The sequence below is a fragment of the Streptomyces sp. NPDC045778 genome (assembly GCF_056431945.1).
The window spans coordinates 1-21,816 of the sequence record NZ_JBWKJZ010000028.1 but is presented as its reverse complement, the minus strand read 5'-3'; the positions used below and the strand labels follow the sequence as shown (position 1 = coordinate 21,816).

The following is a 21,816-nucleotide window of genomic DNA, read 5'->3' as shown; positions in this document are numbered from 1 at the left end:
CCTGTGTTTCCATGCCCGAGTGAACATCGAAAGCTCCGGGGTGCCCGGCGAGAGGCCGAGCCGCTGGGTCCGGCAGCGGGCTGACAGCGACATCGAGGAGTGCGTACGGGTCCTCGCGGAGGTCCACGCGCGCGACGGCTACCCGGTGAACTGGCCGGCTCATCCCGGCCAGTGGCTGTCACACGGTTCCCTGCTGGGCTCCTGGGTTGCCGAACTCGAAGACGACCTGGTGGGGCATGTCAGCTTGTCGCAAGCCGACGAAGGCGACCTGGCCCCGCAGTTGTGGAGCGAGCGCAACGGGGTGAGGCGGGCCATGACCGCTGTGGTCAGCAGGCTGTTCGTTGCCCCGCAGGCGAGGGGACATCGGATCGGTGCGCTGTTGATCGGTCAGGCTGCGGAGGAAGCGCGGCGTCGTGGCCTGCATCCGGTGCTCGACGTGGTCGCGACCGACACCGCGGCGGCCGCCCTGTACGAGCGGCTGGGCTGGGAGCTGATGGCCACGGTCGAGCAACAGTGGAGTCCGCGCCAGAAGGTGACCATCCGCTGTTACGCAGCGCCGTCGTGACGAGGGTCGGTCACAGCCACTCGTTGAGGGTCGCGCCCGGGGCGGTCGCCTCGTGGCGGACCGCGAGCTTGTCGTGCCTCGTGGCCACGGCCCCCGGCGCCTTTTGAGGCGATCGATACCCTGGCCATGCTCGCCCACACCATCCTGGCCGTCCTCGCAGCCCAGGCCACCGAAAAGGGGGCTGCAGAAACGACGCCACCAGCACTGTCCCCGTCACCGTGGCAGAAGTCCGGCGACTCCTGGACGTACTACTTCCCCACCCCAAACCCCGAGGCGACCCCATCGCACACGCCCTGAGCTGGTCTGGCCGGCGCAGACGCCACCAGGTCACCGCCCGGCGCTGCCACTACCGGAGAAGAACCAGCACAGCCAACGATTTCTGACTGGAGTACTAGGGCTGTTCGGCGAGAGGGCCTGGCCGCGGCTGAGACGGAAGGGCCTGGTAGTGCTTCGTCAGGTCTGGTCGATGGGGCTACTCAGGAGCGTGTTGGACGGGTGGAGGCAGATGAAGTGAAGGGTCTGCGGGCGGTGTTGGGACTGTTCGTCGTCGATGTGTTCGCCTCGGTGCCGCGTGAGGTCCAGCGGGCATGGGGCAAGTGCTGTCTGCGCGGGATGATGCTGGACGGTCGGCGCAAGAGGAGCCGCCTGCCCGCCACCACACCGGTCACCGTTGCGAGGAGCTGGGCCAAAATGCGCTGGCGCATCGCGCATGACTACCGCGAACTCAGGCCTTCCCGCCCGGGCTGGGTGGAGTCCGCGTACAGGGCCAGTACCACGGAGCCGCCGCACCGTACCGCCACCGCTGGTCGTGGGGTGCCGCGAGGCCCGGTGTCGAGGTCGGCGGTGTGCCATGCCCAGCCGACAGAGCGGCAGGGGCACGCCGCCCCAGCATGCGGGCGCGCAGACCGGGCGGGAGCAGGAGAGCTTGACCGCGCCAAGGGGGCCGGAGGGCAGTTCGCGGGTCTGCTCGGAGAGGACGGTCGTGTATGTGTCGCCTTCCAAGACAGAGGCTGTGGTCTGCATGAATGTGACGTACACCCCTGCTCTTGACGCACAACCCCCGCCCTCACCCACCGGTCTCCCTTAGGTCCAGACCAGCACCTCCAGGAGAGATCTCCCGTATGACCCTCCGCACTACCCCCGGCCGACTGGCCGCCGCCACCGCGGTGGCCGCCGGCCTGACGGTCGGCTTCCTCGCCGTCCCCACGACGGCAACGGCCGTCCCACCCCCTTCCCGGCTGGCCGGGGACTTCAACGGTGACGGCTACCGCGACGTCGCCGTCGCCGCCCCAGCGGCCACCGTCGGTGGCAAGGCCTGGGCGGGGCAGGTCGTCGTCACCTACGGCACAGGCCAGGGTCTTGCCTCGACGTCACGGCGGACCGTCATCAACCAGAACTCCCCCGGCGTTCCGGGCGCCGCGGAGAAGAATGACGAGTTCGGCAAGCAGCTCGCCGTCGCGGACCTCAACGGTGACGGCTACAGCGACCTCGCCGTGTCCGCCCCCAAGGAGAAGGCGGGCCGGAACGAGGCCGCCGGGGCTCTGGTGGTCGTATGGGGCTCCCGCAAGGGTCTGTCGGGCGCGACGACGGTGAAGAACCCCCAGCCCCTGTGGGGGAGCTACTTCGGCATGGGGCTTGCCGCCGCCGACTTCACCGGGGACGGCAAGCCGGACCTGGCCGTGGCCGCGCAGAGCGACACGGGCCGCAACGCGTACCGGATCCGCCTGATCCGCGGCCCGTTCACCAAGCAGGGCAGGACCGGCAAGGTCACCACCTACCAGGCCCCACTGGAGCGGCCCGGCCTCACCGCGGGGCACGTCAACGGTGACAAGAAGGCCGATCTGATCGTCACCGGCCAGCAGACCGACAAGGACGTCCTGGGCGCCGCCGTCTTCTACAAGGGCACCGCCTCCGGCCTGGCCAAGGGCGCCAAGCTGCGCGCGGGCACGACAGCCGCCGTCGGCGACCTGGACGGCGACGGCTACGGCGACATCGTCCTCGGCAACCCCGACGAGCCGGACGACGAGCCGTCCGGCTCCAAGGGCGGCGAGATCAGCGTCATCTACGGGACGAAGTCCGGGCCGAGCAAGACCCGGCGCAAGACCCTGACCCAGAACACCCCCGGGGTCCCCGGCACGTCAGAGGCCTACGACAACTTCGGCAAAGCCGTGGCGATCGGCGACTTCGACGGTGACCGCCGCGCGGACCTGGCGGTCGGCGTGGACGGCGAGACGTACGGCAAGGACCCCTATATCGATGGCGCGGGTGCCGTGGTCTACCTGCGCGGCTCGGCCTCCGGCCTGACGACGGCAGGCGCGACGGCCGTGCACCAGGACAGCCCGGGCGTACCCGGTACACGCGAGACCGGCAACAGCTTCGGCGAGGCGCTGCTGGCCAGCGATGTCAACGGCGACGGCCGTGCCGACCTCACGGTCGCCTCGTCCCAGGCGCACTCCGACGAGGGCGCGATCTGGCACCTGCCGGGCGCCCAGGGCCCCGTCCCCTACTCCACGACGGCCTCGACGGGATTTGGGCCGGGGCAGCTCGGCCTGTCCAAGAAGTACTCGTCGTTCGGCGCCATGCTCGCAGGCTGACGCACCCAGGTGCCGGGCGGGTCTGTCCCGCCCGGCCCATGGAGCCGGCAAGCCGACGGGCGGCGAGCGTACGGCGTGAAGACGGCATCACTCACTGCTCCCAGCCGCGGTACGCCGTGTCGATGCGGGCCGACACATGGGGAATGCGCGGCAGTGACCCGCCTGCCGAAGGCCTCTCCCCCCCCGGCCGGACGGACAGGCCGAAGGCCTCTCCCGCCGGACGGACAACGGTTCTCGCGAGTAGCCAGCCCTATCTCCCAGGCCCTGCGGGGGCTCGGCGCACGAAGCTTGGGCGTCTCCCCGTTCAGACGCACTCTCATCCGGCCGGTGAGGAGGGAGAGGGGACGACCCAGAATTCGGGGAGGTGGTCGGGGCTGATGGTGCCGAATTGGCCGAAGGTTCCCAGGATGCCGATGTAGAAGATCATGATGGCGTTGGTGACGCCGATGACGGCGAGGACGGGGATGACGCGCTGTAGAGGGCGAGGCGCGGTGACCGCTGGTTCGAAGAAGTGTGTTCCCTTGGTCTTGTACCAGTAGTAGAAGGTGAGGTAGCTGAGCATGAGAATGCTGAAGGAGATCGTTTCGTAGAGGGGGAACTGGTGCCAGGTTCCCGGGAAGAGGGTGAAACCTTTGATTCCGCTGTCCCAGCGGAAGAAACCGAGGGAGTAGAAGAGCGGGTCTGCCGGGAGCGTGAAAAGGACGCAGGTCCCGACGAAGACGGGGATGAAGCGCGCAGTGCTGAGCCGGCGGCGGTTACGAAGCCGGATGAGCAGGCTGCAGGCGGTCATCCCGGCGACGGCGCCACCGACCCAGGCGGTAATGAGGATGAGGGGCTGGGTGGGCTCATGGTGTGCCGGCGCACCCGCCCACCCGGGGGTGTAGGGAGCCCAGGAAGAGATGACCCCTACGCCGTGGGCGTTGTACTGCATGACTTGGGCCCGCAGGTTGGTCAGGGGTTCGATCCACAGGGACAAGAATGTCCCGAGGCACAGCGCGAGTTCGAGGTTCATGCGGCCTTCTCCGCGCATGCGGCGCAGGTAGACCACGAGGCCGACGACGACGATGGCGCTGTAGAACGCGCCTACCGCCAGTTCGGTGATGATGGGGAAGTTGTTGTCAGAACTTCGGGTCGGGGCGAGCCGGTAGCCGCCGTCGAGCAACCAGCGCCCGTAGATGACCAGTTGGATCACCAGGCTTGCCACGCCGAGACCTGTCCAGGCGGGTCGGGGCAGCAGGAACCAGCCGTCCTTGGCGACGGGAGTAGTCGTCGGTTGTGGCGGGGGTGCGGTGTTGCTGGTCAACGCAGGCTCCTCTCCGTGGCGCCTTGCAGGTGTGACCACAGGGTGCGGGTCAGGATGGGTGGTGCCAGCAGTGAGCGTGGTGGCCGCAGCAGGTGGAGGACGTCGAGCACCGCCCGCTGGACCTGCGGGTAGGTGGTGGCGGCAGCGAAGACCTGAGGGGCGTACCGGGCACTGAGTCGCTGGAGTGATGTCGGCGGGCCCCCGTCGGTGGTGGGCCAGGCCAGGTCGGTGGCCGTGGCTAGTTGCCAGGCCCAGGCGGTGATGTGAGCGAGCCGGCGGTGGAATCGTGTGGCGAGATCGGCGCTGCCACGCCCGGTTCTGCAGCAGCGGGCCAGGAGGGCGGCTCCCGCGGCGGCGGTGCTCATGCCTTGGGCGTAGATGGGGTTGAGGCTGCAGACGGCGTCACCGAGGCGCACGAGGTTGGCTGGTTGGGAGTGTGCCTGCTCGACGTAACGGCGGCGGTTGGCGGTGGCGTGGGTGACAGTGATGGGAGTCAGCGGGGTGGCCTTGGTGAGGGCGTTGACGACGGCTGGGGTGGGCAGGCTGCGGACGAAGCGCAGGAAGTCGTCCTCTGTTCTGGTGGGACGGTGGGCATTGACGCCGAGCAGGCTGACGGTCCACCGGTTGCCTTCGACGGGGGCCAGCACGGCGCCGCGGGGCCGGTGGGGTGCGGCGAGTTGGACGTAGCAGGCGTGCCAGTCGGCGCTGTGGTGTTCGGGGATGACGTATTGGCGGCTGGCGTAGCCGACGTGCGCGTCGATGACGACCTCCGGCACCGGTGGACAGCCGAGTTCGGCCAGCCAGCGGTCGGCGCGGGAGCCCCGGCCGGTGGCGTCCACGACGAGATCGGCGTCGATCGGGGTGGGCGTGGCGTGAAGCCGCACGCCGGTGACGGTGGTCGTGTCGCCGACGAGTCCCTCGGCGGCGCGCCCGGAGCTGAGTACGACTTTGGAGTGGGAGAGAACGCGTTGGCGCAGGACGGATTCCACCAGGAGCCGACTGGCTCCCTGAATCCGCAGAGGTGAGGGGAACCGCGCGCCCCAGCCCGATGGGTTGTAGATCGCGGCGTCCGCACCGAAGTCGAAGGTACGAGCACCGGCCGCGACCAGGTCTGCCGCGAAGCCGGGCAGCAACTGCTCGATCTCGCGCAGCCCTCGGCTCACCAGCGCGTGCACGTGCGGCGACTGCGGCACCCCCGGCCGCTGCCGCGGCCCTTCGGGCAGCTGGTCCCGCTCCACCACGACGACCTCGTCGACGTGGTCCGTCAACGCCTGGGCAGCCAGCAAGCCGGCGATGCTGCCGCCGACAACGACCGCTCGCATCACGTCACCTTCCTGTCGAGGGAAGCCGGAGGCGCCGCGACATGGCCGAGAGCACGACGCGCCGCGGCGCCGTCATGGCGGCACCGGCTCCGGGCGGGTGGTGCCCGTCGCGGTGTCGGTGTGGCCCATGCGCTGGTCGATCCATTCGGCGAGTGCGGCGGGGGTGGGGCGGACCCAGACGACACCGGGATCAAGCACGATGCCGAGGCTGCGGCCGAGTCGGTTCTGCAGTTGGAGGGCGCCGAGTGAGTCCACACCGAGGATGACCAGGCTGGTGGACGCGGTGATATGGCGAGTGGTGCCGCCCAGGACCTGTCGAACGCAGTCGATGATGTGGCGTTCGAGGATGCCGCGTCGCTGGTGACCGCCGGTGGCGGTCATCAGTTCCGCCACGACGGGCCTGCTGCCCTCGTGGTCGGCGGTGTCGGCGAGGTGGGCGAACAGGGTGTTCGCGGCGGCGTGGGGATACGGCTCCAGCCAGCGGTCGAGGTCCACCGGAGCGTAGGCGATCTGGCCGTACCCGGCGATCACGGCCCGTTCCAGCGCGTCGGTGCCGTCGGCGGGGCTGATCAGGCCCAGGCCGCGCTTGGCCATGTGCTGGCCGCGCCCGATGTCGCTCCACGCGCCCCACTGGATGGTGGTCGCCGGCAGTCCTTGAGCCCGGCGCCATGCGGAGAACTCGTCCAGCCACGTGTTGGCCGCGGCGTAGGCGGCCTGACCGGGTGAGCCCAGCAGTGCCGCGCAGGAGGAATAGTTGACCCAGAAGTCCAGGGGGGTGTCATGGTGCTGGGTGGCCTCATGCAGTGCCCAGGCTCCGTCGGCCTTGCCGCGCCACACCCGGGTGATGAGGTCGGGGGTGAGGGTGGTCAGGGTGGCGTCGTCGACGACGCCTGCGGAGTGGATGATGCCGCGCAGCGGCTGCCCGCCGGTGGCGGTGACGGCGCGGTGGGCGGTGCCGGGGTCGGCGAGGTCGCCCACGACGACGGAAACCCCGGTGCCGCCGTGGCGGATACGGTCCAGGACGGCCTGGACTTCGGCGGAGGGCGCGTTCCAGCCACAGATCACCACGTGTCCTGCGTGGCGTGCGGCCAGCCACCGGGCCGCGGTCAGCCCGAGTGCGCCCACCCCGCCGGTGACCAGGTAGGCGCCGTCAGGACGTACGGGCGTCTCCCGTGCCCACGCGGGTGCGGGCGCGGGCAGACCCAACCGGAGCCGGGCCAGGTGGCGTACGCCCCGGCGCCAGGCGATCTCTGTGGGTGGATCGGCGGCGGTGCGCAGGTCACGGGCGATGTCGGTGGCCTCGACGCTGCCGTCGGTGCGGACCATGCTGGGGGCCAGGTGCGGGCATTCGTAGACGGCGCTGCGGATGAGGCCCGGCAAGCCGCCGACGGCCGGTGACGGGCCGCCGTCGGTGGTGCGCAGCGCGATCCACAGGCGCGGCGGTCGCGCCAGCGTGGCAAGCTCGGCCAGGACGGCGGCAGCGCGGGTGACCTGAGCACGGGCGTGAGTCGACGACGTCCCGTGGAATCCCTTTGCGGGATCGGCCGGCGCGATCACCAGGCCGTCGTAGTCGGCTGTTGCCTCCTCGGCCTCGTCGTGACGTAACTGTGCGGCGAGCCGGTGGGGGAAGGTGTCGGGGTCGGTGAGGGCGTGGGTGAACATCCGGGTGCCTTCACCCAGGGCCTCGGCGAGGTCGCGGCCCCAGTCGGCGTCCGGCTCCGCCACGACCAGCCACCGGGTGGCGCCAGCCGTACTGCCGGCGTCTCGCGCGAGCGGAACCGGCTCCCACGCCTGGTGGGCGACCCGCTGCTGGAAGCGTTGCTCGGGCGAGGTGATGTTCACCAGACGCAGACCGTCGATCTCAGCGGTAACCACACCCTCCAGGGTGGTCAGCACCGCGCTCGCGCAGAACTCCAGGCGGCTGCCGGCGGTCATCGTGACATGGGCCAGCCGGGTGTGGCCGACTCGGCCGTGGACGCGGATGTCGCCGATGCCGGCGACCATCACCGGTCCCGGCTCGGTGTCATGGCGCAACAGCCAGATCGCCGCGGCACTCTGCACCATCGCGTCGATCAACGCCGGGTGGGCCGTCATCGTCCAGGCGGACACGCGCGCCGCGTCGGGGATACGGATCGTGCCGATCGCCCGGGTGTTGTCCTCGTGCAGCCGCAGGCGTTCGGTCGCGGCGAACGCGGTGCCGTGCTGCACGCCGTGGCGTTCCTCGAAGCGCCGGTACAGTACCGCGGGCGCCACGTCCTGCCAGTCGGTGTCGTTCTCGGGCGGCGTGCTGAGCGTGGCTTCCGGCCGGGTGGGCAGCGCGCGCACCGTGGCGCGGGCATGCACCACCGGACCGCTCTGGTTCCCGGCCAGCACGATCGCCTCGTGCTCATGCTCGTGCTCGCGGTCGCCGGTGGTGAGCGTGAGGCGCGTGGTGACCGTCGGTTCCGGTGCGAGCACCAGGGGCGTGTCCAGACTGAGACCAGCCAGTGCGACGTGCTGCGTGTCGAGGACGCGCGTGGCGGCGGTGAGCATCATGTCGGCGATCGCGGTCCCCGACAGCACCGGCACACCGGCGACCTGGTGATCGGCCAGCCAGGGCACACGGGCCGGGCTGATCGGGGTCTGCCAGAGGTGCCGCCCCGGATTGTCCGGATCGTGCACGTACCCGCCGAGCAAGGGGTGCTGGTCGGCCCCGACCAGACGCGGCGCGATGAGTTGGTAGGGCGGCTCCGTGCCGCCGTGCCTGATCCGCCGCCATGTGGTGGGCGGGAGTTCCGCCAGTGCTCCGTCGCGGTAGCGGCGGGACCAGTCGACGTCGGCACCAGCACAGTGAGCGCTCAGCAGGTGGGTCAGGAAGGTGTGGCGGTCAGGGGCGTCGCGGCGCAAGGTGCCGAGCGCGACCGCTTCTTCGACACCGAGGTCGCGGGTGGTGTCGGTGATCGCCCCCACCGCGAGCGGGTGCGGCGAACTCTCGATCAGCAGGCGGTGCCCCGCGTCCACCGCCGCGACGCACGCGGCGGCGAACCGGACGGGACGGCGGAGGTTGTTCACCCAGTACCGGGCGTCGAGCAGCCCCGGATCGCAGGGGTCGTCGGTGACTGTGGAGTAGAAGGGCAACCGGGGCTGTCGAGGGGCGAGCCCGCTCAGGGTCTTGTGCAGCTGGTCGAGGATGGGGTCGACGTGTGCGGAGTGCGACGCCACGTCGACGTCGATCATCTTGGTCAGGACGCCGCGACCAGTCCACTCCCGCACCAGAGCGGCTATCTGTGCCGGGGCGCCGGACACCACGGTGGCCTTCGGTGCCGCGAGCACCGCGATGGACACCCGATCGGCCTGGGCACGGTCGAGATCGGTGGCGACCTCGTCGGCTCCCATCCGCACCGACGCCATGGCGCCACCGGTGATCGTGCTCATCAACGCCGACCGCCGGCAGATCACCGCGGCGGCATCGGCCTGGGTCAGCGCCCCAGCGACCACCGCCGCCGCCACCTCGCCCATCGAGTGCCCGATGACACCGGCCGGCTGCACCCCCCAAGATCGCCACAGCGCAGTCAGCGCAAGCTGAACAGCGAACAGCGTGGGCTGCACTCGCGCGATCCCGCTCAGCCGCGCGGGATCGCGGAGCATCGCCCGGAGCGAGAACCCGCTCTCGGCCTGTACCAACGGTTCCAGTGCGTCGATCGTCCGGTGGAACGCCGGTTCAGCGTCCAGCAGGCCCTGGCACATGCCGGGCCACTGCGATCCTTGTCCGGTGTAGACGAACACCGGACCCGCGTGCCCGTCGGGCAGCAGCACGGGACCCGACACCACCGATTCGCTCTCCAGCCCGTCTCCCAAGGCCCGCGCGGCCTGGACGATCTCGGCCCGGTCCGCGGCGATCAGCCCAGCGCGGTGCGTCGCGTGCCACCGGCGCGTGTTCAGCGTGTGGGCGAGATCGGCCAGCGGCGTCACCCGGCCCGCGGTGTCGTTGCCGAGCCAGTCGGCGAGGCCGGTCGCGTTGCGCGCCAGGGTTTCCGACGAACCCGCCGACAGCAGGTACACCTGTGGGCCCGCTCCTGAGGCGGGGGCCTTGGCGCCGGGCACAGTGGCTGAGGGGCGCCGCGAAGAACCGCTGCGGGTGGGCGCCTGCTCCAGCACGAGGTGCGCGTTGGTGCCGACCAGTCCGTACGAGGACACCGCCGCCAACCGGGTCCCCTCCGGGACCGGCCACTCCCCCAAGGCGGTGGGCACGAACAACCGGGACTTCGCGCGCCGGGTGATCTGCCGGTTCCACGTCTGGAAGTTCAGGTTCGGCGGAATCAGACCGTGGCGCAACGCCTGGACTGCCTTGATCGTGCCGGCGATACCCGAGACCGGCTCGGTGTGCCCGATGTTGGTCTTGACCGAACCCAGCGCACAAGCACCTCGGCCGACCCCGTACACCGCGTCCAACGACTCGAACTCCACCGGATCGCCCACCGCGGTGCCCGGGCCGTGGGTCTCCACCAGACCCACGGCACCGGGATCGACGTCCGCGCGCGCCACCACCCGCTGGAACAACTCCTGCTGCATCACGGTGGACGGCGCAGTCAACCGGCCCGACCTGCCGTCGTTGTTCGTCCCCGACCCCCGGATCACCGCCAGCACCCGATCACCGTCACGCCGAGCGTCGGCCAACCGCTTCAGTACCAACGTCCCCGCGCCCTCTCCGCGCACGTAACCGTCGGCGCGGTCATCGAAAGCGTGGCAATGCCCTCGCTGGGACAAGAGGTACGGTGCTTCCAGGTGGTGGGTCTCCGGCGAGATCATCAGCATCACCGCACCGGCCAGCGCCAGTTCGCAGTCGCCCGCGTTCAACTGCGTGCACGCTACGTCGACCGCGACCAGACCGGACGAACAATGCGTGCCGACCACCATCACCGGACCGCGGAGGTCGAGTCCGAACGCCACGCGGCCGGCGGCACCGGCATGGAAGTTGCCGAACAGGTACAGAGAATCCAGCGCCTCCTGGACGGGCCTGGCCTCCCGCCAGATGTTGTCCGGCGAGTACACCCCCATGTACACGCCCGTACGTGTTCCCCGTACCCGGTCGATCGGGAGCCCGGCGTGCTCCACCGCCTCCCACGACACCTCCATCAGCATCCGAAACTGCGGGTCCACCCACGGCGCCTCCACCGGAGCCACCGAGAACGCCTCCGGGTCCCACGACCACGGATCACCCGCGACGAAGCACCCCACCCCGTAACGATTCACACCATCGGGATGCTGATGCCCCTGTAGCCGAGCCGCGTCCCACCGCCCCGCCGGCACCGGGCCGACCGTCTCTCGTCCACTGGCCACCAAGTCCCACAGACCGGTCGGTGACCCCACACCCCCCGGCAACCGACACCCCATACCGATGATCGCGACAGGGTCCTCAGCCGACGCTGCCATGAATGCGACACCCCCATACTGTTCAGCTCACGAAGCCGGACTCGACGACAACCTCCGCACAGCCACCGGCGGCCGCCGCGGCCCACAGGCCCTCCTGAAGCGGCCGCGCCTCCCGGACCCCGGCGCGCTCCACAGCCTCCCGGCCCCTTCCAACAGCAGCCGGAATGCGGATCCACCCACGGCTGCTCGTTCGGGGCCGGCGAGGACGCCTGCGGACGCCTGCGGACGCCTGCGGGACCCACGCCCGCCCATCCCCGTCCAGGAAACAGCCGCGGTCCGCGCGAACCATCAGCCCCCGATCACGCATCGCCTTCAGCCACGCCGCGTCCCACCGGCACCGAGCCCACCGCACCCCGCCCCGCGGCCATGTGCGACCACAACTCCGCAGGACTCAGTACACCGCTCGGGCACCGGCAGCTGATCCTGGCCCGCGCGACCGGCTCCACGCTCGCGGCAGACATGGCGCACCCTCCTACCCGGCGGTCGCCCTGCTGTAGACGAACCTGTACACCGGCACCCGACAACCCGCCACCAACTCCATCTCCCCAGTGGGCTCGAACCGCTGATGCCGCCGCAAGGCGCGCACGCGGGGCGCTCGTGGCCAACAGCGCGCAATGCCCGGACATCGCACGCCTGGCACATGCACCCGCTTGCTCGTGCGAGATCCCATGAGTTCCCCTGAGTCCTGCCGAGTCCCTGTCCTCGTGACCAGGGGGTTCTGTCTCCTTGGGGCGTTCTTCGAGCTGGTGACGTAAATTCAGGATTCTTGAGCTGTTCTCAATTCGTCCGATCGGTCTGCGATCAGGGTGAAGGTGAGGAGTCTCGGGTTGGCGCTGGCAGCCGTACGCGACCTGCGCGAGTTCCGTGATCCGGTCTCGGAGGAGGAACTGGAGCAGTTCGAGACCGACGTGCTTGCCGGGGTCGTCCTCGCGCGGGATTCGGCGGGGCTGGCGGACGGCACCATCCGAGGGGACGTCGGGCACCTGGACCAGATGCGGGCCTGGTTCGGCCGACCGCTGTGGGATATGGAGCCGACCGATGCCGAGGGGTACTTCGGGAAGGCGCTGCGGGGCTCGCCGAGCGGCACCCGGCTGGCTCGCGCGCAGGCGCAGACCACGTACTTCCTGTTCCTGGAGGTGCGGCACAAGGTCGAGATCCACCGCATGACCGGGTGAGTCGTCGAGTGCCCGGTCGACGAGATGAACCGGCCCCGCGGCTCCAAGGACGCGGCTTCGCGGATCCCGCCGACCAAGCCGGAGATCAAGACGCTGGTCACCAGCTGGGGCGGAGAGCCGGCGACGCCCGGCCGGCAAGCTCTGGACCACCCGGGCAACCCGCAACCTCACCGCCACCCTGGAACGGCTCCGTGTTGACCGTCAGCTCGAAGAGGCCCTGACCCACGGCGCCGACCCGCTCCACCTCGCGCTCGTCTTCGGCATCGACGAGAAGACCGCCATCCGCTACGCAGCTTCTCCAGGCCGAGATCGAAGCCGGGGTATCGCCAAGGTGAGCCCAAAAGGGGTCATTTCGGTCAGGCCATGCCGACCGACCAGGGACGGGACACCTTCGTGTCCGTTGTGGACAGCTTCGGGAGTCGTGGGCCGACTCAGCGGGCCGTCGGAGCGGGCAGCGTGACCGCCTCGCGCAACTCGTCGGAGGCCTGGGTGATGAGCTGGGAGAGGGAGGCGTCCGGGGAGGTCAACCAGCGGGACGTGGCGCGCCGGTGGATCGCGAGCACCACGTCGATGATGAAGCGCGCCTTGCCGGGCTCGACGCCGCGGCGCTCGAGCGCCAGCGCCAGCGCGTCGGCGATGTCGGCGAGTTTGATCAGATCGCGCTCAGCCAGTGCCGGGTTGGCGGCGATCACTCTGGCACGGCGCAGCAGGAACTCACGCGGGCGAAAGATCTCCTCGGCGGTTCTCAGCGCGGTCAGCAGCGCCTCGATCGGGGTGAGGTCCGGGTCGGCCGCCTCGACCTGGGCGACGAGGTGGGCCTCGAGTTCGTTACCGGCGAAGAGGACTTCCCGCTTGTCGGGGAAGTAACGGTAGAAGGAGCGCTCCTTCAGACCGGCGGCGCCCGCGATCTGCGCGACCGAGGTGCGCTCGAACCCCTGCGTCTCGAACAGCTCGAGCGCCGCGCGCTCGAGTCGGCCTTGTGCGTCGGATTCCCATCTCGGCATGCCCACCAGGGTACGACAACAGCATCTGTTGTCACGGTGCTATCGTCGATGACAACAGATGCTGTCATCACTTGAGGGATCGCCATGAAGGCTCTTCAGTTCGACCGGTTCGGGTCCCCGGACGTGATCGTGCTCCGCGACGTCCCACAGCCGGAGCCGGGACCCGGTCAAATCCGGATCGCCGTGCGGGCGTGCGGCCTGACACCGGCCGACTGGCACGTCGTCGACGGTCTCCTCGCCGGCCATCTGCCGCCGCTGCCGCGCGGGCTCGGCCTCGAGATCGCAGGCACCGTCGACGCGCTCGGCGAGGGCGTCACCGGCGTCCGGATCGGCGACCGCGTGTTCGGCCCGGCCACCTTCGACGGCCCGACGGCCGGTGCTGCCGAGTACGCGCTGATGCCGGCCTGGGCACGCATCCCCGACGGCGTCACCGCCGAGCAGGCCGCCGCGTTGCCGATGGCGGCCGAGACGGCGTGGCGCGCGCTCGACGACCTCGGCGTCCAGCCGGGTGAACTGCTGCTCGTCCACGGCGCGGGCACCACCGTGGGTGAGGCAGCGGTGCGCTTCGCGCTGCACCGGGGTATGCAGGTGATAGCCACCGCCGGGCAGACCCGGGCAGCAGCTCTGGAAGAGATCGGCGCCCAGGTGACCGCCTACGGCGAGGGCATGGCCGAACGCGTCAGGGCACTGTCCGGAGGCCACATCGACCGCGCCCTCGACGCGGCGCCGACCGGCGGCCGGATCGACCGCGCCGACCAGCCAAGCCCGGCCGGCGGTTCACTGCCGACGCTGATCGGGCTGACCGGGGAGCCCGACCGTGTCCTCACCGTCTCGGACTTCGCCGCCGCGGCCGAACTGGGCGTCCGGACCACCACCGAGATCCGCTACGACCAGATGGACGAGTTCGCCCGGCTCGCCGGCGAAGGCGTCCTGGTCATACCGGTCGCCCGCACCTACACCCTCGACCAGATCCAGGAAGCGGCCGAACTCAGCCAGTCCCGCCGCCCCGGCGGCAAGCTCATGCTCGTCCTGTGATCGCCCTGCCGGCCTGACAAAGCGAGACCACCTCGACAAGGAGCGGAGTTACTGATCTCTTCGGGTTGTTGTCGAGTGGCGGGCCGTTCTGAGTCTGGTGCCGGTGAGGCAGCCGTCGATCAGGTCGGGGCGGCGCTGGATGTGCCGTAGGCCGCGGCGGAGGGTGCGTTCGAGGTGGTCGTCGTCGGTGAAGGCGACGTTGGCCAGTGGGCCGTGCGGCAGGAGTGACCACACGCCTTCCACCGGGTTGAGATCCGGTGCATAGGAGGGCAGGTGGACGATGGTGAGCCAACCGTGCTCGTCCGCGTACTGGCGCATCCCGGCGGTTCGGTGGGTGTTGAGATTGTCCCAGATGAGGACAATGGGAGCTTTGAGCTGGATGTGAGCGCGGACGACGAGGTCGCGGTAGTCGGTCCAGGCGAAGCTGTTGCGTCCCTTGCCCCGATGCTTGCGGTGCCGACGGGGCCGGTAGATCAATCGGGAGGGCTCGCCTGGCCGATATCAGCACAGCGCGGCAATCGAGTAGCGGCGCCAGGACCGGCCGCGCACCCGCACCACCGGCGTGTGTCCGTGCCGGCCCCAGGTGCGGGCCCGCGGCGGGGTCATCCCGAACCCCGCCTCGTCCTCGAACACGATCCAGGCCCCGAGCGCCGCCGCAGTCATTCCGCCTGCGGCCACACGTCCTTCTTCCACAGCTCGACGGCGTGCTCGTCCCGTTCCAGCGCCCGACGGGCCGGCGACTGCCAGGACCAGCCGTGCCGGTGCAGCAGCCGCCATACCGCCGACGACGAGACGTTCAGGCCGAACCGCCACAAGATCAGTGCCCGGATGCGGGTCAGAGTCCACCGCTGGTCTTCCCAGCCATGCTCGGCCGGGCCTTTGGCCAGTTCCTCCTTGAGTTCGGCGAACCGGTCGTCGGTCAGCCTGGGGAGCTTCGGCGGTCCGGCCGAGGCGAGGGCCGCCGCCCTGCCCTGGCGCCAGGCCCGCCGCCAGCGCTCCACCGACCGCTCACTCACCCGTAGGTTCTTCGCGATCACGGCGTTTCTCTCGCCCCGCGCGAACCGCTCACCGGCCTCATACCGGATCCGTTCCCGAAACTGCCGTCGCTCGGCGGTCAGCCCGCCACCCTGCGCGTACCGCATACCACCGGCCTACCGCAGGGATCACCACCCGTCACCCATCACGACAACACCCCGACAAGCTCAGTAACAGCGGGATGACAGCGGCCGTTCGGCCCCTGTAACCCGCTCCGTCACAGGGTGGGGCCCATGAGCGATGAGAGTACGAAGGCGACGATCGAGGTCGTCGGTTTACGTAAACGCTTCGGTCCCCAGCTGGCTCTGGACGGGATGACGTTCACCGTGCGACCCGGGCGGGTGACCGGCTTCGTCGGGCCGAACGGCGCGGGCAAGTCCACCACCATGCGCGTGATCCTGGGCCTTGACGCAGCTGAGGAGGGAAAGGCCCTGGTCGGCGGGGTACCGTACCGCACCTTGCGTCGTCCGCTCCGGCATCTGGGGGCCCTGCTCGACGCCTCCGCGCTCCAACCGAGCCGCACCGCCCGTAACCACCTGCTGTGGCTGGCCCACTCACAGGGCGTGCCGCCCCGGCGCGTGGACGAGGTCATCGAACAGGCCGGCCTGGGCACGGCGGCCCGGCGCAAGGCCGGCGGCTTCTCGCTGGGCATGCGCCAGCGCCTGGGGATCGCGGCGGCGCTGCTCGGCGACCCGCCGGTGGTCATGCTGGACGAGCCGTTCAACGGCCTCGACCCCGACGGCATCGCGTGGATGCGCGGCTTCCTGGCGGAGCCGGCCCGGCAGGGCCGCGCCGTCCTGGTCTCCAGTCACCTGATGGGCGAACTCGAAGACACCGCGGACCACCTCGTGGTGATCGGCCGCGGCCGGGTCGTCGCGGACACCAGCGTGTCCGAGCTGCTCGCCGAGGCGTCCGGTGACCGGGTCACCCTGCGTACCTCCGCGCCTGCGCGCGCCGCCCACGTCCTGCGCGGCGCGGGCGTCACCGTTCTCACCACCGGCGCCGATGCCCTCGGCGTCACGGGCCTGCCCGACGAGGAGATCGTGGCCCTGCTCGCCCGGAACGGGGTGCCCTTCTCCCAGGTGTCCGCGCACCGGGCGACGCTCGAAGAGGCGTACATGGACCTCACCCGGGACGCGGTGGAGTACCGGGGCGTCCCGGCGGGGGAAGCCACGCGATGACAGCCACCCTCACCCCTCGCTCCCCGGCCACGAAGGGCGCTGAGCGGAGCGGGTTCGTCAGGACGCTGCACGCCGAGTGGACGAAGTTCCGTACGGTACGCGGCTGGGTCCTCGCCATGGCGGGGGCGCTCCTGGTGACGATCGTGGTCGGCCTGCTCGGCACGGCCGCCCCCGGCGATGGCGGCGCCGACTCCGCCTCGTATCCGAAGGGTCCCGGCGGCGAGGCCGCCAATGACAGCTTCTACTTCGTCCGCAAGACGCTCACCGGTGACGGCACTCTCACCGTTCCCCTGCGGTCGCTGACCGGTGTGGTCGACAACGGGGTCGGCAAGTCGGCCCCGGGCGTCCAGCCCTGGGCGAAGGCCGGGATCATCGTGAAGGAAAGCCTCGCCCAGGGATCCCCGTACGCGGCGGTCATGGCAACCGGCGGTCACGGCGTACGCATGCAGTACGACTACACGCACGACACGGCGGGCCCTTCCGGCAAGGTCACCCAAGAGTCACCGCGTTGGCTGCGCCTGGTCCGCTCCGGTGACAGTCTCACCGGTTCCACCTCCACCGACGGCTCCCACTGGACCAAGGTCGGCCGTGTGAAGCTGCCTGGGCTCGCGCGCACCGTACAGGCCGGGCTTTTCGCGACGTCGCCGGAGGCGAAGCAGGACACCGGGGCGGGCGCGGGCTTCAGCCCTGCCGTGGCCACCGGCACCTTCGGCCGCCCCGCACTCACCGGCGACTGGTCCCGGGGGGCGTGGAGCGGCACACAGGTGGGCGGCGACGCCGGCACCTCCGGCAGCTACACGAACACCCTCAAGGGCGGCTTCACCCGCACCGGCGGCGGGTTCACCGTGACCGGGGCCGGTGACATCGCACCGGTCGTCGGCGGGCCCGTCATGGGCGTCGGCTTCTCCGTCGAGAACTTCCTCGTCGGCACCTTCGCCGGGCTGATCGTGGTGATCACCGTGGGCACGGTGTTCATCACCGGCGAGTACCGGCGCGGTCTGCTGCGTACGACCATGGCGGCAACTCCCCTACGAAGCCGGGTACTTGGTGCCAAGGCTCTGGTGGCCGGGGGTTGCGCGTGCGCCATCGGCCTGGTCGCCGCCGCGATCACCCTTCCCCTCGGGGAACACGGCGCGCGAGGCCGGGGCTTCCACGTCTTCCCCACCACATCGGCAACCGAAGTGCGCGTCGTGGTCGGCACCGGCCTGCTCTGCGCGGCCGCCACCGTGCTCTCCCTCGGCGTCGGTGCCCTGCTGCGGCGCAGCGGCACGGCTGTCACCCTGGTCGTCGCGTCGATCGTGCTGCCCTTCTTGCTTGCCACCTCCGGCGTACTGACCCCGGGCGTCTCGGAGTGGCTGCTCCGGGTGACCCCGGCCGCGGGCCTCGCCATCCAGCAGACCCTGCCCCAGTACGCGCAGGTGCTCAGCGTGTACGAGCCGTCGACCGGCTACTACCCGCTTGCGCCATGGGCCGGCTTCGCCGTGCTGTGCGGATACGCCGCGCTCGCCTTCGGTCTGGCCGTGGTGCGGCTACGCGGGAGGGACGTATGAGTCTCCTGAGCAGCGCACGACTCACGAGCGCGGCGGAGGGTGCGTGGCGCGGGGTCTTCGGCCGCGCCCTGCACGCGGAGTGGACGAAGCTGCGCACGGCAGGAGACATGGGCAGGTTGCTCCTGCTCGCCGTCGCACTGACCGTGGCCGTCGGCTGCGGCACCGCCAAGGCCGTGAAGTGCCCGGACGCGGGGTGCGGCCAGGACGCCGTCAAGCTCGCCCTGACCGGCGTCACCGTCGGGCAGGCGGTCATGGCCGTCTTCGCGGTACTGGCCGTCAGCGGCGAGTACGGCACCGGCATGATCCGCACCACGTTCACGGCGGTGCCGAACCGGCTCACCGTCCTCACCGCCAAGGCGACGGTTCTCACCAAGGTCGTCCTGGCCTCCGGGACGGTTGCCGTCCTGGCCTCCCTCCTCGTCGGCCGCCGCATCATGCCCGGCAACGGATTCACCCAGGCGCACGGCTGTCCCCCGCTGTCCCTGGCCGACGGCCCGACCCTGCGCGCGGCCGTGGGCTCGGTCCTCTACCTCGTCCTGGTCGCCCTGATCGGCCTCGGCGTGGCGACGGCGGTACGGGAGGCGGCGACCGCCATCGGGATCGTGCTCGGGCTGCTCTACCTCTTCCCGGTCGTCACCCAGGTGGTCAACGACCCGGAGTGGCAGCGCCACCTCCAGCGGTTCTCGCCCATGACCGCTGGACTCGCGGTCCAAACCACCCTCCATCCGCACGAGCTGCCCATCGGCCCATGGGCCGGCCTGGGCGTGCTCGCCATGTGGGCCGCGGTTGCGTTGCTGGTCGGCAACCTTCTGCTGCGCAGGCGTGACGCTTAGCCGCGCCGGGCTGTCCGCGAGCACGTTGGCTTCAGGATGCCGGCCCGGGCCCACTGCCCGTCGCCGATCGGGCCGCTTCCGCCTCGGGCATGGTGCGAGGGCGAGGGGTGAGTTCATGTCCAGCAGACGATGGAGCGCGCGGTGACGTGAGCGGCGTCAGGAGGCGACGGGCCGGCCCCCCGGAGTCAGTGCTGGATCAAACCACCGACCGGGACAGGAGCGACATGGCCGGTTGCCGGAACGCTCTGTGCCAGGGCGGGCCCGACGTCGACCAGCGATGGCCGGCGCAGGCGAGCGACGCCGGGGATCGGAGTCCAAACCGACTCAGAGGTATCGCCGTCCGGTTCGGGCCGGAGCCGGCCGCCGGTGATACGGACCTGGTAGAAGACGCCGGCGTTCTGCTGCTCGGTACCGGCACGGGCCTGGGCCGCGGGGATCACACTTGAGTCCACGCCCAGCAGGCGTTCGAAGCCTCCCCGGCATGGCCGTTCGCGCCCGCGCCGCCCCGGCCCCCGCCCACATCGCACACGTGGCTACCCGACGCGGCGGCCCAGGTCGGCGCGGCTTGCCCCCTGACGGTCGGTGAAGACGGAGTGCGCGTACTGCGTCACGAGGCGGGGTCGGCCGTCGGGGTGCCCGTGGGGGCACCGAGCGGTGGGTGCTCGAGCACGCGGGGCTTGTACTCGACCAGCTGGATGCGGCCGTCGAAGGTGCGGTGCTCGCTCATCTCCAGGGCAACATCCGGATAGCCGTCGTAGATGCGCTCTGCGCCCGTGGCCCCGGTGATCACCGGGAACATCACGACCCGGAAGCGGTCGACGAGTCCGGCTCGCAGCAGGGACCGGGACAGACTGAGGCTGCCGATCGTGCTGAGGAGACCCGAGCCACTCGCCTTCATGGCGCGGACCGCCTCGACGGCGTCGTCGCGGACGAGCGTGGAGTTGGCCCACGTCAGTGGCTCCTTGAGCGAGGAGGAGAACACCACCTTGGACGCTTGCGTCAGCTCGTCCACGGACGCCTCTTCTTCGGGCCTGAACTCGTCTTGGCCGTCCGGGACCTCGCCTGCGGCGAAGCCCGACATCAGGCGGTAGGTGTTCGCCCCCATCAGATAGGTGACTTCGGGCTGCTCTTTGAGCCACGCGAGGTACTCCGGGCCCTCCAGGCCCCAGAACCCGGGCCATCCCTCTCCCGACGCGTGGCCGTCGAGGGAGGTGATGAAGTCGACGAGGAGTTCCGACATGGCAGTGTCCTTTCTTCGGGTGTCACGAGCTTGGACCGGTCGGACGCCACAAACTCATCGGCCGCGCCGTGGAGTAATGCGAGAGCCCATGACACCGCAGCCGATCAGGTCGCGGAGTGGCGCTGCTTCGGGGCCCGGAGGCCTACATGGCTGCCCTCCGCACGCACGGGATTCGTGGACAGGTCGTCGAACGGCTGTTGGTACTGGCTACGATCCGTTTCGGGCCGGTGGAGTTTCTGACAGACAAGCAGGCCGGGACGTACGGAACATTCGGGCGCGTGGGCACCTGGGCCCGCATCAGGGCGAGCGAGCGGCGACCCGCCACAGCACGGTGGTGAACGCCTCGCAGTTGAGTCGGCGTCGGGCGTGCCGCCGGTGGTGGCGAAGACACCAGGGCGGTCGGCGCGGTGCCGAGGGCGATGCCCAGACGCATGGCGGTGTTGAACAGGCCCGACGCAGCCCCGGCGTCCTCGTGCGGCACCCTGGCCGGCGACATGTTGGATGCCCGGCAGGTACGTGGCGTACCGGGCCTGGCGTGCTGTGGCCCTCTCACCGTGGTCGTCCTCGCGGGCGGCCGGCGTGGCGCCGCAGGCGCGGCTGGTGGCGGGCCTGGCCGGGTGGGGGCCGGCCAGAGCCTGTGGTGAAAGTGCAGGACACAGCCACGCGGGGTGATTTCCTAGGCGGGGCCGGTCTGTTGGCGAGCGGAGGGCACGAGTGTCGGTGGATGAGTCGTGGGAGAAGATCGAACGCTGGCTGGACCAGTATGCTCCGCAAGAACAGCCCCTACCAGGGCCGTGCACCCGCCCCGAGTTGGACGGCCTCTACAGCGCGCTCGGCGTGCGGCTGCCCGAGGATGTTGAGCAGTCGCTGTTACGGCACAACGGGTCGGGGCTCACCGATGTCATCCCGTCCACATACACGCTTCACAGCGTCCAGCAAATCGCTGACGATCACCTTGGAACGCTCAAGTACCGGGTGAAAGACGATTGCTATGGCTCGCACGACAGCCGCTTGATCGTGCCGATCGGCGCGCTCGGCGAGATGCAGCTCGTCGTCGACACACAGACAGGACATCTCGGGTCATGGGACATCGAGGAGACCGGCTACCGCTGGTTCGAAGGCCCGGGGTGGGCATCCCTTTCGGCCGCGCTCGACGTCACAGGCAACGCCCTGGCATCCCCGCCCCCGTGGATCGCAGTCATGGGCGACGGTGACGAGTGGCGGGCCATCGACATGGACACCGATTTCCCGGGGACACTGGTCTGGGCCGACGTGAGAGGCTGAGGTCCGTCGCGAAAGTTGATCTTGATTGTGGATGATCAGGCCCTGTGGGGCGTGGAGATCTGACGATCGACCAGTGGGCGACCTGAGCCGCTGTTGCCGCGAGGCATCAAGTCGGGCCGTCCACCGGTATGGACACGGCGGCAGCGATGGACGGCATGCGGTGGCGGACCGGGGCGGGGGCCTGATCACCTAGGTTCTGTCGTCAAATGTCACGCCCACATCAGGAGTGAGGCGAGGGTGACTGCTGCGTGGTAGGACTCGGCGGTCTTGTCGTACCGGGTGG

General features: G+C 70.3%; 13 protein-coding genes and 4 pseudogenes. 10 read left to right on the top strand and 7 right to left on the bottom strand.

What is annotated here, in order from left to right; all coding sequences use genetic code 11:
• Positions 1–19 precede the first annotated feature (19 nt).
• The 4 genes and pseudogenes from AC07GB_RS29660 (at position 20) to AC07GB_RS29645 (ending at position 3,159) form a co-directional block, all read left to right on the top strand.
• Positions 20–565 (top strand): GNAT family N-acetyltransferase, encoded by a 546-nt coding sequence (locus AC07GB_RS29660; protein WP_478850748.1) that lies wholly within the window; start codon positions 20–22, stop codon positions 563–565.
• A gap of 117 nt (positions 566–682) precedes the next feature.
• Positions 683–862 (top strand): annotated as a pseudogene (locus tag AC07GB_RS29655) (IS701 family transposase); the annotation flags it as partial.
• A 198-nt stretch (positions 863–1,060) separates the two neighbouring features.
• Positions 1,061–1,201: pseudogene (locus AC07GB_RS29650) on the top strand (IS701 family transposase); the annotation flags it as partial.
• 485 nt (positions 1,202–1,686) lie between these two features.
• Positions 1,687–3,159: an FG-GAP and VCBS repeat-containing protein gene (locus AC07GB_RS29645; RefSeq protein ID WP_478850746.1), complete on the top strand. Its 1,473-nt coding sequence runs from the start codon at positions 1,687–1,689 to the stop codon at positions 3,157–3,159.
• Positions 3,160–3,475: 316 nt separating this feature from the next.
• Here AC07GB_RS29645 and AC07GB_RS29640 read toward each other — a convergent pair whose 3' ends face one another.
• From AC07GB_RS29640 to AC07GB_RS29630, 3 genes are all read right to left on the bottom strand, one after another.
• Positions 3,476–4,462, bottom strand: coding sequence for a spirocyclase AveC family protein (locus AC07GB_RS29640; RefSeq protein ID WP_478850744.1), 987 nt, complete (start codon positions 4,460–4,462; stop codon positions 3,476–3,478).
• Positions 4,459–5,784 (bottom strand): FAD-dependent oxidoreductase, encoded by a 1,326-nt coding sequence (locus AC07GB_RS29635; protein ID WP_478850742.1) that lies wholly within the window; start codon positions 5,782–5,784, stop codon positions 4,459–4,461. Before AC07GB_RS29635 ends, AC07GB_RS29640 begins: the two co-directional genes overlap by 4 nt.
• Positions 5,785–5,856: 72 nt before the next feature.
• Positions 5,857–11,196, bottom strand: coding sequence for a type I polyketide synthase (locus tag AC07GB_RS29630; RefSeq protein WP_478850740.1), 5,340 nt, complete (start codon positions 11,194–11,196; stop codon positions 5,857–5,859).
• Between the two features lie 827 nt (positions 11,197–12,023).
• On the opposite strand from AC07GB_RS29630, the gene AC07GB_RS29625 reads away from it, so the two are divergent.
• On the top strand, positions 12,024–12,371 hold the full coding sequence (locus tag AC07GB_RS29625) for a hypothetical protein (RefSeq protein WP_478850738.1): 348 nt from the start codon (positions 12,024–12,026) through the stop codon (positions 12,369–12,371).
• Between the two features lie 431 nt (positions 12,372–12,802).
• On the opposite strand, the gene AC07GB_RS29620 is transcribed toward AC07GB_RS29625, so the two are convergent.
• Positions 12,803–13,375 carry a TetR/AcrR family transcriptional regulator gene (locus tag AC07GB_RS29620; protein WP_478850736.1) on the bottom strand — a complete coding sequence of 191 codons (573 nt, stop codon included), beginning with the start codon at positions 13,373–13,375 and terminating at the stop codon, positions 12,803–12,805.
• Between the two features lie 84 nt (positions 13,376–13,459).
• Here AC07GB_RS29620 and AC07GB_RS29615 point away from each other — a divergent pair, with 84 nt between their 5' ends.
• On the top strand, positions 13,460–14,410 hold the full coding sequence (locus tag AC07GB_RS29615) for an NADP-dependent oxidoreductase (protein WP_478850734.1): 951 nt from the start codon (positions 13,460–13,462) through the stop codon (positions 14,408–14,410).
• Between the two features lie 48 nt (positions 14,411–14,458).
• Here AC07GB_RS29615 and AC07GB_RS29610 read toward each other — a convergent pair.
• Positions 14,459–15,552, bottom strand: a pseudogene (locus AC07GB_RS29610) (IS630 family transposase).
• A gap of 126 nt (positions 15,553–15,678) precedes the next feature.
• Here AC07GB_RS29610 and AC07GB_RS29605 point away from each other — a divergent pair.
• From AC07GB_RS29605 to AC07GB_RS29595, 3 genes are read left to right on the top strand one after another with little or no spacing between them, the layout of a single operon-like run.
• Positions 15,679–16,626, top strand: a complete 948-nt coding sequence (locus tag AC07GB_RS29605; RefSeq protein WP_478850732.1) for an ATP-binding cassette domain-containing protein — start codon at positions 15,679–15,681, stop codon at positions 16,624–16,626.
• The gene (locus tag AC07GB_RS29600) at positions 16,623–18,176 is read left to right on the top strand and encodes an ABC transporter permease subunit (RefSeq protein WP_478850730.1); all 1,554 of its coding nucleotides are present in this window, start codon (positions 16,623–16,625) and stop codon (positions 18,174–18,176) included. The genes AC07GB_RS29605 and AC07GB_RS29600 overlap by 4 nt, the downstream gene beginning before the upstream one ends.
• Positions 18,173–19,009, top strand: a complete 837-nt coding sequence (locus AC07GB_RS29595) for an ABC-2 transporter permease (RefSeq protein ID WP_478850728.1) — start codon at positions 18,173–18,175, stop codon at positions 19,007–19,009. The genes AC07GB_RS29600 and AC07GB_RS29595 overlap by 4 nt, the downstream gene beginning before the upstream one ends.
• A 185-nt stretch (positions 19,010–19,194) precedes the next feature.
• Here the strand turns inward: AC07GB_RS29595 and AC07GB_RS29590 are convergent.
• Together AC07GB_RS29590 and AC07GB_RS29585 are read right to left on the bottom strand one after the other, a co-directional pair.
• A pseudogene (locus AC07GB_RS29590) lies at positions 19,195–19,482 on the bottom strand (NUDIX hydrolase); the annotation flags it as partial.
• Between the two features lie 134 nt (positions 19,483–19,616).
• Positions 19,617–20,249 carry a dihydrofolate reductase family protein gene (locus AC07GB_RS29585; RefSeq protein ID WP_478850726.1) on the bottom strand — a complete coding sequence of 211 codons (633 nt, stop codon included), beginning with the start codon at positions 20,247–20,249 and terminating at the stop codon, positions 19,617–19,619.
• 714 nt (positions 20,250–20,963) lie between these two features.
• Between AC07GB_RS29585 and AC07GB_RS29580 the strand changes: the two genes are divergently transcribed.
• Entirely contained in the window at positions 20,964–21,533 is a 570-nt protein-coding gene (locus AC07GB_RS29580) for an SMI1/KNR4 family protein (protein ID WP_478850724.1), read from the top strand.
• Positions 21,534–21,816: the final 283 nt, after the last annotated feature.